The following is a 14,019-nucleotide window of genomic DNA, read 5'->3' on the forward strand; positions in this document are numbered from 1 at the left end:
GTCGAAAGGTCGTTGCCGAAGGACGCCGTCTCCGAAGTGAAACGGTCACCCGTCAGCTGCATACCGTCACCCGAATCACCCGCGAAACGGATGATGACGTGGTCGACGCGGCGGACCTCGGATCGCGTCGGCACGTCAGCCGTTCTGTTCTTCGCGCAGCAGCTCCGGCGCGTGCCGGTAGCCCATGATCAGGACGTCGCGCACGGCCGCCTTCGCGGGGTCGACGGGCAGGATCGGGCGGACCGCGTGGAGGACCTGGGCGTCGGCCCAGTACATGGTGTCCATCTGCTCGGTGAGGCAGAACTCGGTGACGAGTTCCCGGTCGAGGTCGTAGACCTGCGACTCGCCGCCACGGGCGTTGAAGCGACCCATCAGGTGGATGACGCCGAAGTCGACCTCGTCGCGGTGCGGGCCCTCGGGGGTCGGCTCGCCCGTCTCGTCGGGGGTGCTGATGATGCGGAACTGGTGGCACTGGACGTCCCACGGGTCGTCGCGCCAGGCGTCCTCGGGGACCGGGAACGTCTCGAAGTCGGACCGCAGGAGCCGGGTGAGGAGCGGGTTGGCCAGGGTGGTGCGGCTGAGGGGGGCCACGTCGCGGTCGATGCCGCCGGCGTAGTCGTTGGCCCCCATCGACTGGAAGTAGGGGCGGTGGGGACGCAGCCGGACCTCGCCGGTGCGGGGGACGAAGAAGAACCGGTCATAGCGGCGTTCGCGGAAGCGGGACCCGCCCTTCAGGTACTGGTCCGTCTCCAGGTTCTCCCATTCGGCGGCCAATTCCTTGACGTGTTGCCGCAATTCGGTGTCGATGACGAGCCGGTCGGCCGGCATCAAGGAATATCCAATGGTCCTGAGCTCTTCCCGTACTGCGTTCTGCATTGCTGGCTCCTCCGTGCCGGATCTCACGCACTCCTGCTTCCCGAGGTTCCCACAGGACTACTGACGGTGAACTGACAGGGCGGCCGGGTCAGGGGCACGTCAGTCGGTCGTCACACCCACTGTGCTTCACTCGGCCGGTATGACGGAACAATTGGTGTCCTCGCCCGGATCGGAACGCCGCTCGGTTCTCGAAGAAATCGTCGTGGCGGAATTCAAGGCCGCGCTGCTCATGCCCGATGAGGAGGAGCTGCCGCTGGACGACAGCTTCTTCGAGCTCGGCATGACGTCCTTGCTGCTGACGTTGGTCAAGCAGCGGCTGGAGGAGCAGCTGGGGCGGGGCATCAGCAGTACGGCGCTGTTCAACCAGCCGACCGTCGAGCGGTTGACGGATTATCTGGCCTCCGAAGTGCTGGCCGACATCTTCGACGTGAACTGAGAGGGGCGGCCGCCATGCCGGGAACACCAGGAACGCCAGGAATGCCGGGCACGCCGGGAGTGCCGCGCAATTCGGGATCCCCGAGCCCTTCTCATGGAAATGCAGATCCGGACGTTCTGCAAAGGCTGGAAGCGGCGGAGGCGGAGATCCGCCGACAGAACGCCGAACTCGGGCAGTTCCTGCTGGAAAAGCACGAGCCGATCGCGGTCGTCGGCATCGGAATGCGTTTTCCCGGCGGAAACGATTCCCTTGCCGCGCTGGATTCCTTCCTGCGGGACGGTCGTTCCGGTATCGGCCCGCTGCCGCGCGACCGGTGGGTTCCCGAGGTGGCCGACGGTGACATCACGGCCGTCGCCGGTGGTTTCCTCGACCGCATCGACGCGTTCGACGCCCAGTTCTTCAACATTCCGCCCAAGCAGGCCCCTTTCATCGATCCGCAGCAGCGGCTGCTGCTGGAGACGGTGTGGCAGGCCCTGGAGGACGCCAACATCGATCCGGCCGGTCTGCGGCACGGCGACGGCGGCGTCTACGTGGGTGCTTCGCCGCTCGACTTCGCGCTGGAGCTGGAGGGGTTGTCCGACGAGCAGCTCGACGGGAGCCTGACGACCGGGCTCGGCGGCTATTCGATGTCGGGGCGGCTCTCGTACTTCCTGGGCTGGCGCGGTCCGAGCCTGACGACGGACACCGCCTGCGCGGCCTCGTTGACCGCGCTGCACCTGGCGGTCGAGGGGCTGCGGCGGCGCGAGTGCGGGATCGCGCTGTGCGCGGCGGTGAACGCGCTGCACAACCCGCGCTCGTTCGTGATCCTCTCGCACGGCCAGATGTTGGCTCCCGACGGGCACTGCAAGACCTTCGACGAGAGCGCCGACGGGTACGCGCGCGCCGAGGGCTGCGGGGCGCTGGTGCTCAAGCGGCTGTCGGACGCGCTGGCGGACGGTGACACGGTGCTGGCGCTGGTGCGGGGTACGGCGATCGGGCAGGACGGCGAGAGCGCGGGGCTCAGCGCGCCCAACGGGACGGCGCAGGAGGCCGTGATGCGGGCGGCGCTGGCCAACGCGCGGCTGGAGCCGGGCGACATCCAGTACGTGGAGGCCCACGGGACGGGCACCCCGCTGGGCGACCCGATCGAGCTGGGGTCGGTGAACGGGGTGTTCGGCGCCTCGCACGACGCGGAGCACCCGCTGACGATCGGCTCGCTGAAGGCCAACATCGGGCACATGGAGCCCGCGGCCGGGCTGGGTGCGGTGCTGAAGGTGATCACGCAGATGCGGGCGGGGGTGTTCTTCCCGCACGTGTGGCGGAACCTGTCCGGGCGGATCCCCTGGGAGACCTACCCGATCACGGTGGCGACGGAGCAGCGGCCGTGGGAGGCGCCGGTGCGCCGGGCCACCGTCAACGGCTTCGGGGTCGCCGGGGCCATCGCGGTGGCGGTCCTGGAGGAGGCCCCGCAGGCCGGATCCGGAGCCGGAGCCGTCCCGCGGGAACCGGCCGTCGACGGCGCCGGGCACATCGCGCCCGGCCAGGTGTTCACCCTGTCGGCGAAGTCCCGGCCGGCGTTGCGGTTGCAGGCCGAGCGGTACGCGCGCTTCCTCGCCGAGCACCCCGGCACTTCCCTGGCGGACCTGTGCCGGACCCGGGCCACGGCCCGTTCGCACTTCCGGTACCGGGTGGCGGCGGCCGTCGCGGACCCGGGTGAGCTGGGCGCGCACCTGGAGCGGTGGAGCGCCCCGCCGCGCGGGGAGGAGAAGCCGGACGCGTTCCGCAAGGTGGCGTTCCTGTTCACCGGCTCCGGTTCGCAGTACGTGGGCATGGGGCGGGCCCTGTACGGCCGCTTCCCGGTGTTCACCCGGTACGTGGACGAGTGCGACGCGCTCTTCGCGCCGCTGCTGGGGCGTTCCGTGGCCGCCGTCATGTTCGGCGGGGTGCCGGACGCGGAGGAGACCTTGGCCCGTACGTCCTTCACGCACGCGGCGTTGTTCACCCTGGAGTACGCGTTGGCCCGGCTGTGGCTGTCGTGGGGCGTGCGGCCCGCCGTGCTGATCGGGCACAGCGTCGGGGAGATCGTGGCGGCGACGGTGGCCGGGGTGTTCACCCTGGTCGACGGGATCACCTTCCTCGCCGCGCGGTCGGCGCTGATCGAGTCGGTGTCGCAGGCGGCGCCGGGCGGCATGGCGGCCGTGTCGGCGCCGGCGGACGAGGTGGGGCCGCTGCTGAAGGTCTGGCCGGACCTCGCGGTCGCGGCGGTCAACGCGCCCGGGCAGTGCGTGATCTCGGGCGGCGAGCGGTCGCTGGCCGAGGCGGTCGAGGCGCTGCGCGCGCGGGAGTGGACGGTGACGCCGCTGCGCGTGTCGGCGGCGTTCCATTCGCCGCTGATGGCGGGGGTGTCGCGGCCGTTGGCCGAGGTGCTGGGTCGGATCTCCTTCCACGAGCCGCGGCTGCCGCTGGTGTCGAACCTGACGGGGCGGATCGCGTCGGCCGCGCAGTTGGCCGACCCCGCGTACTGGGTGCGGCACGTCAACGAGACGGTCGAGTTCGAGGCCGGGGTGCGTACGGTCGCCGAGCGGGGCCGGCACGTGTTCGTGGAGGTCGGGCCGTCGTCGGCGCTGACCTCGCTGGCCCGGCGCTGCGTACCGCGGGAGCAGCACCGCTGGCTGAGCTGCCTGCGGGCCGAGGACACCACCGGGGCCACGCTCGACGCCGCGCTGGCGGGTGCGTACGCGGCAGGGCTGAACCCCGCGTGGGGCGAGGTGTACGCGGGGGGTCCCGGACGGCGGATCCCGCTGCCGGGGTACGTCTTCGACCGGCGGGGCTACCGGCTGCCGGCCCGGCCGGCGGGGCGCGGGCCGGCCGACGGGCATCCGCTGCTGGGGCGCGAGTCCGAACGGGCCGACGGGCAGCGGGAGTTCACGGCGCGGATCAGTGCCGGGCAGCCGGCGTACCTGGCGGACCACACGATCGGCGGCCGGGTGTTCATGCCGGCGGCCGGCTATCTGGAGCTGCTCCTCGCGGTGCAGGACGAGGTGTACGGCGACACCGGGCGGGCGGTGGAGGACGTGCGCTTCCACGAGGCGCTGTTCCTGACCGACCGGCCGACGCTGCTGCTGACCCGGGTGCGACCCGGGCCCGACGGCCGGCCGTCGGTGGAGGTGTCGAGCCGGTCCGCCGACGAAACCGGCGGCGCGGAGCGGCTGCACGCGACGGCCCGGATCGCGGCGGAGCCCGACACCACCGGCGGGCTCGCGGGTCCGGGACGGGAACTGCTGGGGCTGGCCGGTGCGATGGCGGGCGAGGAGCCGTCGCGGGTGCTGGACGGCGAGGAGGTACGGGCGGCGTACGCGCGGGCCGGCCTCGCGTACGGGCCGCAGTTCAGCCGGGCCCGCCGGGTGGCGGCGTACGGCCGGGACTTCGCGGTGACGGAGCTGTCCGGTACGGGCGCCTCCCGCGCGGAGCACCTGCCGCCGCCGCTGCTGGACGGGGCGACGCACGCGCTGGCCGCGCTCACCGACGACGGTCACCGGTACGTGGCCACGAGCGTGGCCCGGCTGCGGGCCTTCAAGAAGCCGCGCGGGGAGCTGCTGCGGTCGGCGGCGCGGGTCGCGCGCGCGACGGCTTCCGACGGGGCCGCCACCGGAACGGCCGCCGGTACGGCCGCAGACCCGGCGTTCACCCTGGACGTGCTGCTGCTGGACGACGGGCCCGGCGCCGGCCGGCCGGTGATGGAACTGTCCGGGATGGGCTTCACCCGGCTCCCGGACCGCCCGGCCCCGACGGCGGACGCCGAGCGGGAGGCGCAACGCGCGGCGGACGCCGCACCACTGGACCCGGCCGCGCTCGCGGCCGCCCCGCCGCGGGAGCGGCACGGCGCGCTGGTCGCGCTGGTCCGGGCCACGGTGGCCGCACTGCTCGCGATCGAGGACGCGGAGTACGTGGACACCCGGGCGGGCTTCCTGGAGCTGGGTGTGGACTCGCTGACGGCGATCGTGCTGAAGAGCCGGCTGGAGGCGCGGTTGCGCGTCCCGCTGGTCTCGTCGGTGGTCTTCGACCATCCGTCGGTGGAGGAGCTCGCCGGACACCTGGCGCACGTCCTCGCCCCGGAGCCCGCCCCGACCGCGCGTCCGAGCTCGTGAACGACCACGGCGTGTACGACCACGCCGTGAACAACCACGCCGTGAGCGGTCCCGACGTGGACAGCCACGGCGTGAAAGACCACGACCTCACCCCACCCACCACACGAACGACACGACGGGGGCACCCCATGGACGACGACACCCGTACGGAGGACCGGACCCTCGCCGCGCGCGCGGCCCGGCACGCCCGGACGCGGCCCGACCATCCGGCGGTGGTCTGCGAGGACCGCACGCTCACCTACGCCGAGCTGCACCGGGAGAGCAACCGGACCGCGCACGCGCTGCGGGCCGCGGGCCCGACCACCGGCATGCGGGTGGGCTACCTGGGCCGGGAGTCGGAGCACTACTACGACCTGGCGCTGGGCTGCGCGAAGAGCGGGGCGGTCCTGGTGCCGGTCAACTCGCGGCTGACGGCCCGCGAGGTCGAGCACGTCCTGCGCGATTCGCAGGCCGGGCTGCTCTTCGTGGAGCGGGAGTTCCGGTCGGTCGTGGACGGGCTGCGGTCGGTGCTGCCGGAGCTGCGCCAGGTCGTCGAGATGGACTCCGACGACCACGTGGCGGGCGGGTTCCTGGCGTGGAAGGCGGGCCGGCCGGACAGCGATCCGCCCGTCGCGGGCACGGCGGGCTTCGACGACGCGGTCGCGCAGCTGTACACGAGCGGGACGACGGGCCTGCCGAAGGGTGTGGTGTTGGCGCAGCGGACGTTCTTCACGTTCATCGCGGACACCCGGGCACAGGGCGTCGACTGGATCGACTGGCGGCCGCAGGACCGGGGGCTCAGTTGCTTCCCCGGCCTGCACACCTCGGGGTTCGGCTGGTTCATGCACTCGTTCAACGCCGGCGCCACCACGGTGATCATGCGTCAGTTCATCGCGGACGAGGCGACGCGGTTGATCGAACGGCACCGGATCACCACCCTGTGGGCGGCGCCCGCGATGCTGCGGCTGATGCTGACCGAGCGGGGCACGACCCGCGAGACGTTCCGGTCGCTGCGCAAGGTGGTCTACAGCGGTTCGCCCATCGACCGGGAACTCCTGCTGACCTGCATCGACGTACTGGGCTGCGAGCTGGCGCAGGGCTATTCGTCGGCGGAGGCGGGGAGTTTCGTGACCTGTCTGGCGCCGGAGGACCACACCCCGGACAGTCGGGTGTTGGCCTCGGCGGGGCGGGCGTGTCCCGGCAACGAGGTGCGGATCCTGGACGGGGACGGCAACGAGCTGCCGTCGGGCGGGGTCGGCCGGGTCGTCATCAAGAGTCCGGCGCGTTTCCTCGGGTACTGGCGGTTGCCGGAGGTGACGGCCGGGTCCCTGTCGGGCGAGTGGCTGTCCATGGGCGACATGGGGCATCTCGACGCCGACGGCTACCTGTTCCTGGTGGACCGGGTCAACGACACGATCATCGTCGCCGGGCAGAACATCTACCCGACCGAGGTGGAGAACGCGCTGCGCGAGCATCCGGCCGTCGAGGAGGTCTCGGTGTACGGGGTGCCGCACCCCCAGTGGGGCGAGGCGGTACGGGCGGCGGTGGTGCTGCGGCCGGGCGCCGAGGCCACGCCGCGGGACTTCCTGCGGTTCCTGAACGGCAGGATCGCCGGGTTCAAGATCCCGACGGGGTACGACCTGGTCGGCGCGCTGCCGCGCAATCCGACGGGCAAGGTGCTGCGGCGGGTGCTGCGGGAGCGGTTCACCGACCCGGCGGCCGAAACCGCCGCGCCGGCGGTGTAGCGGGCGTGGACGGGACCTCCGTACGGCCGCTCGCGCCGCCGGCGCCGCTGCCCGACGTACAGGGTGCGGCGCGGTGGCTGCATCCGGCCGACGCCGAACCGGACGGCGGGGTGCGGTTGTTCCTGCTGCACCACAGCGGGGGCGGCGCCTCGATGTACCGGGACTGGGCGGGGCTGTTGCCGTCGGTGGCCTGCCAGGCGGTGCAGTTGCCCGGGCGGCAGGAGCGGCGCAGGGAGGCTCCGTACACCCGGCTCGGTCCGCTGGCGCAGGCCCTGGCCCGGGTGGTGTCGGACGAGCTGGACGGGCGTCCGTACGCGGTGTTCGGCCACTCGATGGGGGCGCTGCTGGGGTACCGGCTGACGGTGGAGCTGGAGCGGCGCGGCCTGCCGCCGCCGGCGCTGCTCGCGGTGTCGGGCTGGGCGCCCGCCGGTTTCTCGGCGCCGGCCGAGCTGTCGGCGGATCCCCTGGTGGCGCTGCGGATGTTGGGCGGGCTGCCGGCAGCGGTCGAGGACGATCCGGAGCAACTGGCGGCGGTGGTCCGTGCGATGGGCGCGGACGCCGCGGTGTGCGCGGACCGTCAGGACGACGGGGCAGCCGTGGGCTGTCCCGTCGTCGCGTACCGCGGCCGGGAGGATCCCCTCCTCGCGCCCGGGGCCATGCGGTCGTGGGCGGGGCGGACCCCGGCGTACCTGGGGTGCCGGACCTTCCCCGGGGACCACTTCTACCTGCGCTCCCACGCCCCCGCCATCACGGCCGACCTGGCCCAGTTGCTGCCGCGGTACGCCGCGGGGCACTGAGCGGGCGGCGTACGGGCCGATCACGGTGATCGGCCGACCGCCCCCGGGGATCCACGCCGGTCCCACCCCGATCCGTCCCCGATCCGTCCCCCATCCGCAGCCGATCTGCTCCGATCCGCTCCGATCCCTCGACCCGTCGATCACGGCGACCCAGGAGGTCCCCATGCTCCCCCGACCCAACGAACTCCTCGCGCGCTACGTCGCGTTGTGGAACGAGACCGATCCGGCGCGCCGGCGCGAGAGGGTGGAGGCGCTGTACGCGCCGGACGCCGTCTACGTGTTCTACCGCAAGGACCCCCTCCGCGGTCACGCGGCGATCCTCGACCAACTGGCGTACACGCACCAGGTGTACGGGCCGATGGGCTACGAGTTCCGGTCGTCGAACAACGCCAACGGCCACCACGACGTGGTCCGCTTCAACTGGGTGATGGTGTCGGCGGCGACGGGCGAGATGGAGATGTCCGGTCAGGACATCGTCGTGCTCGCCGAGGACGGGCGAATTCAGGCCGACTACCAGTTCCACGACCGGATGCCCTCGGCGTTCGTCTACGACGACGGGTACGAGGAGCACGGGGTGGCGGTGCGGGCGGCCCGGCCCCGGCGCACCGGTGTCGCGGGTCCCTGACGGGGACCGGACGCGTACGCACCCCGGCCCCGCGGCATTCCCGTGCCGCGGGGCCGGTCGCGTGCCGGACGGTGCGTCAGCGTGCGGCGGCCGTCACGAAGGCCGGGCAGTACTGGCGCAGCACGAGTTCGGTGGTGGCGACGGCCATCCGGGCCGGGCCGTCACCGCCGAGGACCTCGCCGTTGGCCAGGAGGCCGCCGACGATGAGCATGAGCGTGTCGGCCAGGGCCTCCGGGTCGTCCGCGCCGGCTTGGGCGCCCCGGTCGCGGAGCCAGTTGCGCAGGCCCTTGAGGTGCAGTTTCGCCTCTTGGCGGCCCGGGTGCAGCGGGTCGCGGAACTCGCTGGAGGTGTTGTAGTAGATGCAGCCGTGGAAGTCGGGTTCCTGGACGCTGGCGTGGAAGAACTCCATCAGCGCCAGGATCTGGCGGGCCGGGTCGCCGCTGTAGGGCCCGGTGACCTCCTCGGCCCGTTCCCACCACTGGGCGTCGCTCTCGCGCAGCCAGGCCGCGATGAGTTCGTCCTTGCTGGCGAACTCGCGGTAGAGGAGGCTCTTGCCGACTCCGGTCGCGTCGATCACCTGCTGCATGCCGACGGCCCGGACCCCCTGTTCACCGAAGAGTTTGGCCGAGGCCTCCAGAATCCGCCGCCGCGTGCCTGGTGCCGGTGTGCGCGCCATGTCTGAACTCCTTCCCCTCTCCCCCGCGGATCCCAGCATACGTTTGACACAGGGGTTTCGGGGCGCTAGAAATGGACCGATCAGTCCGGGACTGATCGGTCCGTCATTCTTCCTGTTGCGCCACCGCTTCCGACGACACTCCGATCGGAGTCTGATCATGACCGAGGCTTCCCCCACCTCCCCTCCTGTCGCACGGGCGTTACCGCCCACCCCCGCGGTCAAGAGCCTCCCGCTCCTGCTCCTGGTGGTGTGCGCCGTTCAGTTCCTCGACGCGATGGACATCGCGTCCATGGGCCCGGCCCTCCCCCTGGTCCAGGAGGACCTGGGGATGTCCACCTCCTCGCTCCAGTGGGTGGTGTCCGCCTACGCGCTCGGCTTCGGCGGGTTCCTGCTGCTGGGCGGGCGACTGGCCGATCTCTACAACCGCAAGAAGCTGCTGATCGGCTGGCTCGTGGTCTTCGTGGTCGCCAGCATCCTGGGCGGCATCGCCGACGACGGCGTGGTCCTGGTAGTCGCCCGTCTGCTCAAGGGCGTCAGCGCCGGCATCACGGCGCCCGCGGCCATGGCGATCCTGCTCGACGCCTTCCGTGACGAGCAGTCGCGCAACAAGGCGCTCGGCACCTTCCTCGCGGTCGCCTCGGCCGGTTACTCCCTCGGTCTGATCCTCGGCGGCCTGATGGCCGGCGTCTCCTGGCGGCTCGTGCTCTTCGCCCCCGCCGTCGCGGGCGTCCTGGTCGCCCTCCTCGCGGCCTCCGTGGTCCCGTCCCAGCAGGACTCGGGCAAGCGCGGCAGCCTCGACATCCTCGGCGCCGTCACCGTGACGGCCGGCGCGGTGGCCCTGGTCTACGGACTCAGCCGGGCCGCCAGCCACGGCTGGGGCGACGCGCAGACGATCGGCTCGCTCATCGCCGCCGCCGTCCTCTTCCCGCTGTTCGCCGTGGTCGAGAGCCGACACCCGGCGCCGCTGGTGCCGTTGTCCGTCTTCCGCAAGGCCGAGCTGACCCGCGCGCTGATCGCCATGCTCTTCTTCGGCGCCTACGTCTCCTTCCAGTTCGTCCTGACCCTCTACTACCAGGAGCAGTTGGGTTGGTCGCCGCTCCAGGCCGGCCTCGCCTTCCTCCTCGGTGGCGTCCTGACCGCCGGCACCGCCCGCTACGGCGCCGCGCTGGTCACCAAGTACGGCGCCTGGCCCGTCGCGACCGGCGGTCTGGTCCTGCTGAGCATCGGCTACCTCGGCTGGGTCCTGCTGCTCGGTCAGGTCGACCCGCTGGTCACCCTCTTCGCGCAGCAGCTCCTCGGCGGCCTCGGCTTCGCCGCGGTCTACCCGGCGCTGAACATCGCCGCCGTCGGCACCGCGGCGCCGGACGAGCAGGGCCTGGTCTCGGGCCTGTTCAACGCCGGTGCGCAGATCGGCAACGGCGTGGTCATCGCGATCACCGCCACCGTGTTCTCGCTCTCCGCCGGCGGGGTCGCCCCCTACCGGGCCGGGCTGTGGACCGTCACGATCATCACCCTCTTCGTGACCGCCGTGACCCTGGCGGGCGCCGCCCGCCACCGCAGGTCCGCGACCGTCTGACCGCACCTCCCGGGGGCGCCGCCGCGGCCGCGCCCCCACCCCCGAACGCCGTGCAACATGTCAGGCGCACCCATTGGATCCCCCGCATCCGGCGCCGGACGTGTTGCACGGCATCGTCGTATCCGCCCCCGGGCCCGCGCCGCCGCGCCGGGTCCGGGGGTTTCATTGACACGCTCGCACCTGACCAAGTACGGTCGGGACCGATCGGTCCACTAGAAATTCAGTCTCATTCCAGCAGTGAATCGATCGACCGGCGCCACTGCACACGACACCGTTCTCTTTCCATCTCGCGGGGAGATGTTTGTGTTGCTGTTCTCAGTTCTGGGCTCCATAGAGATAATGAAGCACCGCGGCTCGGTACGCCTCGGCGGCGCCATGCAGCAGACGCTCCTGGCGTCCCTGCTCGCCGCCGGCGGATCGCTCCTCACGGTCGACGCCCTCATCCTCGAACTGTGGGGGACCACTCCCCCCGCGAAGGTCGAGAACGCCCTCCAGGCACAGGTCAGCAGGGTCCGCAGGACCCTGGCCGCCGTCGAGCCGGACCGTGAGGGATCCCGGGTGGTGACCAGCACCTCCGGCTACATGTTCCTCTTCGACCGGTGGGAACTCGACGCCTACTTATTCCTGGACACCGTGGACGCGATCCACGCGCGGACGGGAAAGGGCGGCCTTCCCGAGCACCGCCAGAACATAGCGGACCTGCGCGAAGGACTATCGCGCTGGCGCGGTCCGGTATTCGGCGGACTCGCGGGCGGACCCATCTGTCGGACGGCTTCCACGAGATATCTGGAAGCGAGAAATTCCGCATTGATTCTGCTCTACGACCTGGAACTCCGCACCGGCGGTCACGAGCGGATCCTCCCGGAGCTCACCGAGCTCTACTCGCGCAACCCCAACCACGAGCAGTTCTGCATGCTCCTCATGCGGGCCCTGTACCGCTCCGGCCGGCAGCTCGACGCCCTGACGGTGTACCGGCAGTGCCGGCACAACATGATCGAGTCCCAGGGCATCGAACCCTCCCCCGTCCTGAGCCAGTACGAGCGGGCGATCCTCACCCACGACCCGATGCTGCTCCAGAACGAGCCCTACTGGCCCGTTCCCGCCCTCGCCGCGAGCTAGGGGAACCGGAGACGATGAGCGGCTCCGACGAAGACGCCGACGCCGACGCGGACCCCTCCCGCGTCCTGCTCCTGATCGCCCACGGCAGCCGGGACCCGCGGCACGCGACGACCGTACGCGCGCTCACCCGCCGCATCCGGTCGATGCGGCCCGGACTGCGCGTGAGCACCGCCTTCCTCGACTTCGAACCACCTTCGGTGGCGGCGGAGTTGGCCCTGCTGGCCCAGCACGGCGCCCGGCGGGTGGTGGCCCAGCCCCTGCTCCTGACCCAAGCCTTCCACGCCCGGACCGACCTGCCCCGCGCCTTGCGCGAGGCACCGCCGGCCCTCTGCGTACGACAGGCCGACGTGCTCGGGCCGCACGCCCTGCTGACCGCCGCGCTCGAACGCCGACTGGCCGAGGCGGGCCTGGAGCCCGGCGACCGCGCCGCGACCTCCGTGGTCCTCGCCTGCGCCGGCACCACCGACCCGCGGGCCGTCGCGGCGCTCGCCGCGCTCGCCGCGCTCGCCGCGCAATGGCGGCGCACCGGCTGGTACGACGTACGCCCCGCCTTCGCCTCCGGTGGCGCCCTCCCCGGCACCCGGGACGCCGTACGGGCGCTGCGCGGCGCCGGCGCCCGCCGGATCGCGGTGGCCCCGTACGTACTGGCCCCGGGCCGGCTGCCGGACCGGATCGCGCTCGGCGCCGCCGAGGGCGGCGCGGACGTCGTGGGCGCCGTGCTCGGCGCGGCCCCGGAACTGGCCCGGCTCGTCCTGCGCCGCTACGACGCGACGGTGCGCGCCCCGGCCCTGACGGGCTGAAGCGCGCCTGCCGCCCCGGCGGCGGGTCAACGGCGGTGGCCGCGGCGGGACGCTCCGGCGGCCCGGCGGCCCCGACCGGAAGCGGTGGGCGGCGGGGTCAGCAGACCGCGCCGGCGGAGCATGCGGCGCTCGACCGGGCTGAACACCAGCAGGTCGACGGCGATGCCGACCAGCAGGATCAGCCCGATGGCGAGGAAGATCCGCGCCATGTCGGAGGTCTCGCGCCCCGACTCCAGCAACTGGCCGAGGCCGAGGCCCAGGTCGGGGGAGCTGGCGATGATCTCGGCGGCCATCAGGGAGCGCCACGAGAAGGCCCAGCCCTGCTTGAGGCCGGCCAGGTAGCCGGGGAACGCGGCGGGCATCACGATGTGCCGGGCGCCGCGCAGGCCGGTGGCGCCGAGGGAACGGCCCGCCCGCAGGTACAGCGGCGGGACCTGGTCGATGCCGGAGACGAGGCCGTTGGCGATGGAGGGGGTGGCGCCGAGCAGGATGACGGCGTACATCATCGAGTTGTCCAGGCCGAGCCACAGCACGGCCGGCGGCACCCAGGCCACCGACGGCAGGGACTGGAGGCCGGACAGGACGGGGCCGATCGCGGCGCGCACGGTGCGGACCCGGGAAACGAGCAGGCCGAGCGGGGTGCCGATGGCCAGGGCCAGCAGGAAGCCGGACAGGCCGCGCCAGACGCTGGTCCATACGACGTCGAGGAGGGTGCCGCGCAGCCACAGGTCGACCAGGCTGTCCCACACCGCGGCGGGCGGCGGCAGCATGTAGTCGTCGGTGACCCGCGCCAGGGTGAGCGCCTGCCACACCGTCAGCACCAGCAGGACGGCGACGAGGGGCGGCAGGGCCTTGCCGAGCAGGACGCGGCGCAGGGGGACGCGGGCGGTCTGGTGGGTGTCGAGGGCGTCGAGTCCGGCCAGTTCGTGCGCGCCGGGTCGGGGCCGCAGGTCAGTGCTGGCCATGGCGGCGGATCTCCCCACGCAGCTGTTCGGTGATCTCCAGGGACAGCTCGGCGACGGCGTGGTCCTCGATGCGGCGCGGCTGGTCGATGTCGACGGTCCATTCGCGGGCGACGCGTCCGGGGCGGGAGGACAGCAGGACGACCCGTTGGGCGAGCCGGACGGCTTCGCGGACGTTGTGCGTGACGAACAGGACGGACAGGTTGGTCTCTTCCCAGATGCGGGTGAGTTCGCCGTGCAGGACGTCGCGGGTGATGGCGTCGAGGGCCGCGAACGGCTCATCCATCAGCAGCAGTTGGCT

At 72.4% G+C, this 14,019-nt stretch carries 11 protein-coding genes and 1 pseudogene; 8 read left to right on the forward strand and 4 right to left on the reverse strand.

What is annotated here, in order from left to right:
• Nucleotides 1-135: 135 nt before the first annotated feature.
• Nucleotides 136-876: a 2OG-Fe dioxygenase family protein gene (locus AB0D46_RS37165; RefSeq protein WP_362884347.1), complete on the reverse strand. Its 741-nt coding sequence runs from the start codon at nucleotides 874-876 to the stop codon at nucleotides 136-138.
• Nucleotides 877-1,015: 139 nt separating this feature from the next.
• Between AB0D46_RS37165 and AB0D46_RS37170 the strand changes: the two genes are divergently transcribed.
• The 5 genes from AB0D46_RS37170 to AB0D46_RS37190 all read left to right on the forward strand — a co-directional run bounded on the left by AB0D46_RS37170 (nucleotide 1,016) and on the right by AB0D46_RS37190 (nucleotide 8,585).
• Nucleotides 1,016-1,312 carry an acyl carrier protein gene (locus AB0D46_RS37170; RefSeq protein ID WP_362884348.1) on the forward strand — a complete coding sequence of 99 codons (297 nt, stop codon included), beginning with the start codon at nucleotides 1,016-1,018 and terminating at the stop codon, nucleotides 1,310-1,312.
• 41 nt (nucleotides 1,313-1,353) lie between these two features.
• Nucleotides 1,354-5,439, forward strand: coding sequence for a beta-ketoacyl synthase N-terminal-like domain-containing protein (locus tag AB0D46_RS37175; RefSeq protein ID WP_362884350.1), 4,086 nt, complete (start codon nucleotides 1,354-1,356; stop codon nucleotides 5,437-5,439).
• A gap of 26 nt (nucleotides 5,440-5,465) precedes the next feature.
• Nucleotides 5,466-7,163 (forward strand): long-chain-fatty-acid--CoA ligase, encoded by a 1,698-nt coding sequence (locus AB0D46_RS37180; protein WP_362884352.1) that lies wholly within the window; start codon nucleotides 5,466-5,468, stop codon nucleotides 7,161-7,163.
• A gap of 5 nt (nucleotides 7,164-7,168) precedes the next feature.
• Entirely contained in the window at nucleotides 7,169-7,960 is a 792-nt protein-coding gene (locus AB0D46_RS37185) for an alpha/beta fold hydrolase (protein ID WP_362884354.1), read from the forward strand.
• A gap of 163 nt (nucleotides 7,961-8,123) precedes the next feature.
• Nucleotides 8,124-8,585 (forward strand): nuclear transport factor 2 family protein, encoded by a 462-nt coding sequence (locus AB0D46_RS37190; protein WP_362884356.1) that lies wholly within the window; start codon nucleotides 8,124-8,126, stop codon nucleotides 8,583-8,585.
• A gap of 76 nt (nucleotides 8,586-8,661) precedes the next feature.
• Here AB0D46_RS37190 and AB0D46_RS37195 read toward each other — a convergent pair whose 3' ends face one another.
• The gene (locus AB0D46_RS37195) at nucleotides 8,662-9,261 is read right to left on the reverse strand and encodes a TetR/AcrR family transcriptional regulator (protein ID WP_362884358.1); all 600 of its coding nucleotides are present in this window, start codon (nucleotides 9,259-9,261) and stop codon (nucleotides 8,662-8,664) included.
• A 157-nt stretch (nucleotides 9,262-9,418) separates the two neighbouring features.
• Here AB0D46_RS37195 and AB0D46_RS37200 point away from each other — a divergent pair, with 157 nt between their 5' ends.
• From AB0D46_RS37200 to AB0D46_RS37210, 3 genes are all read left to right on the forward strand, one after another.
• Nucleotides 9,419-10,837, forward strand: coding sequence for an MFS transporter (locus AB0D46_RS37200; RefSeq protein ID WP_362884360.1), 1,419 nt, complete (start codon nucleotides 9,419-9,421; stop codon nucleotides 10,835-10,837).
• 339 nt (nucleotides 10,838-11,176) lie between these two features.
• Nucleotides 11,177-11,956 carry an AfsR/SARP family transcriptional regulator gene (locus tag AB0D46_RS37205; protein WP_362884362.1) on the forward strand — a complete coding sequence of 260 codons (780 nt, stop codon included), beginning with the start codon at nucleotides 11,177-11,179 and terminating at the stop codon, nucleotides 11,954-11,956.
• 14 nt (nucleotides 11,957-11,970) lie between these two features.
• A complete protein-coding gene (locus AB0D46_RS37210; protein ID WP_362884364.1) occupies nucleotides 11,971-12,756 on the forward strand; it encodes a sirohydrochlorin chelatase in 786 nt (261 codons plus the stop codon).
• 26 nt (nucleotides 12,757-12,782) lie between these two features.
• Here AB0D46_RS37210 and AB0D46_RS37215 read toward each other — a convergent pair whose 3' ends face one another.
• Together AB0D46_RS37215 and AB0D46_RS37220 are read right to left on the reverse strand one after the other, a co-directional pair.
• A complete protein-coding gene (locus tag AB0D46_RS37215; protein WP_362884366.1) occupies nucleotides 12,783-13,721 on the reverse strand; it encodes an ABC transporter permease in 939 nt (312 codons plus the stop codon).
• Nucleotides 13,708-14,019, reverse strand: a pseudogene (locus tag AB0D46_RS37220) (ABC transporter ATP-binding protein); the annotation flags it as partial. The gene AB0D46_RS37215 and the pseudogene AB0D46_RS37220, both read right to left, overlap by 14 nt.

Origin of the sequence: Streptomyces sp. NPDC048383, assembly GCF_040651775.1 — a bacterium.
Classification (GTDB): Bacteria; Actinomycetota; Actinomycetes; order Streptomycetales; family Streptomycetaceae; genus Streptomyces.

What these genes read in the sequence shown, in the direction of transcription:
- AB0D46_RS37165 (WP_362884347.1), bottom strand. Translation starts at nt 876, where the DNA reads ATGCAGAACGCAGTACGGGAAGAGCTCAGGACCATTGGATATTCCTTG.
- AB0D46_RS37170 (WP_362884348.1), top strand. Translation starts at nt 1,016, where the DNA reads ATGACGGAACAATTGGTGTCCTCGCCCGGATCGGAACGCCGCTCGGTT.
- AB0D46_RS37175 (WP_362884350.1), top strand. Translation starts at nt 1,354, where the DNA reads ATGCCGGGCACGCCGGGAGTGCCGCGCAATTCGGGATCCCCGAGCCCT.
- AB0D46_RS37190 (WP_362884356.1), top strand. Translation starts at nt 8,124, where the DNA reads ATGCTCCCCCGACCCAACGAACTCCTCGCGCGCTACGTCGCGTTGTGG.
- AB0D46_RS37195 (WP_362884358.1), bottom strand. Translation starts at nt 9,261, where the DNA reads ATGGCGCGCACACCGGCACCAGGCACGCGGCGGCGGATTCTGGAGGCC.
- AB0D46_RS37200 (WP_362884360.1), top strand. Translation starts at nt 9,419, where the DNA reads ATGACCGAGGCTTCCCCCACCTCCCCTCCTGTCGCACGGGCGTTACCG.
- AB0D46_RS37205 (WP_362884362.1), top strand. Translation starts at nt 11,177, where the DNA reads ATGAAGCACCGCGGCTCGGTACGCCTCGGCGGCGCCATGCAGCAGACG.
- AB0D46_RS37210 (WP_362884364.1), top strand. Translation starts at nt 11,971, where the DNA reads ATGAGCGGCTCCGACGAAGACGCCGACGCCGACGCGGACCCCTCCCGC.
- AB0D46_RS37215 (WP_362884366.1), bottom strand. Translation starts at nt 13,721, where the DNA reads ATGGCCAGCACTGACCTGCGGCCCCGACCCGGCGCGCACGAACTGGCC.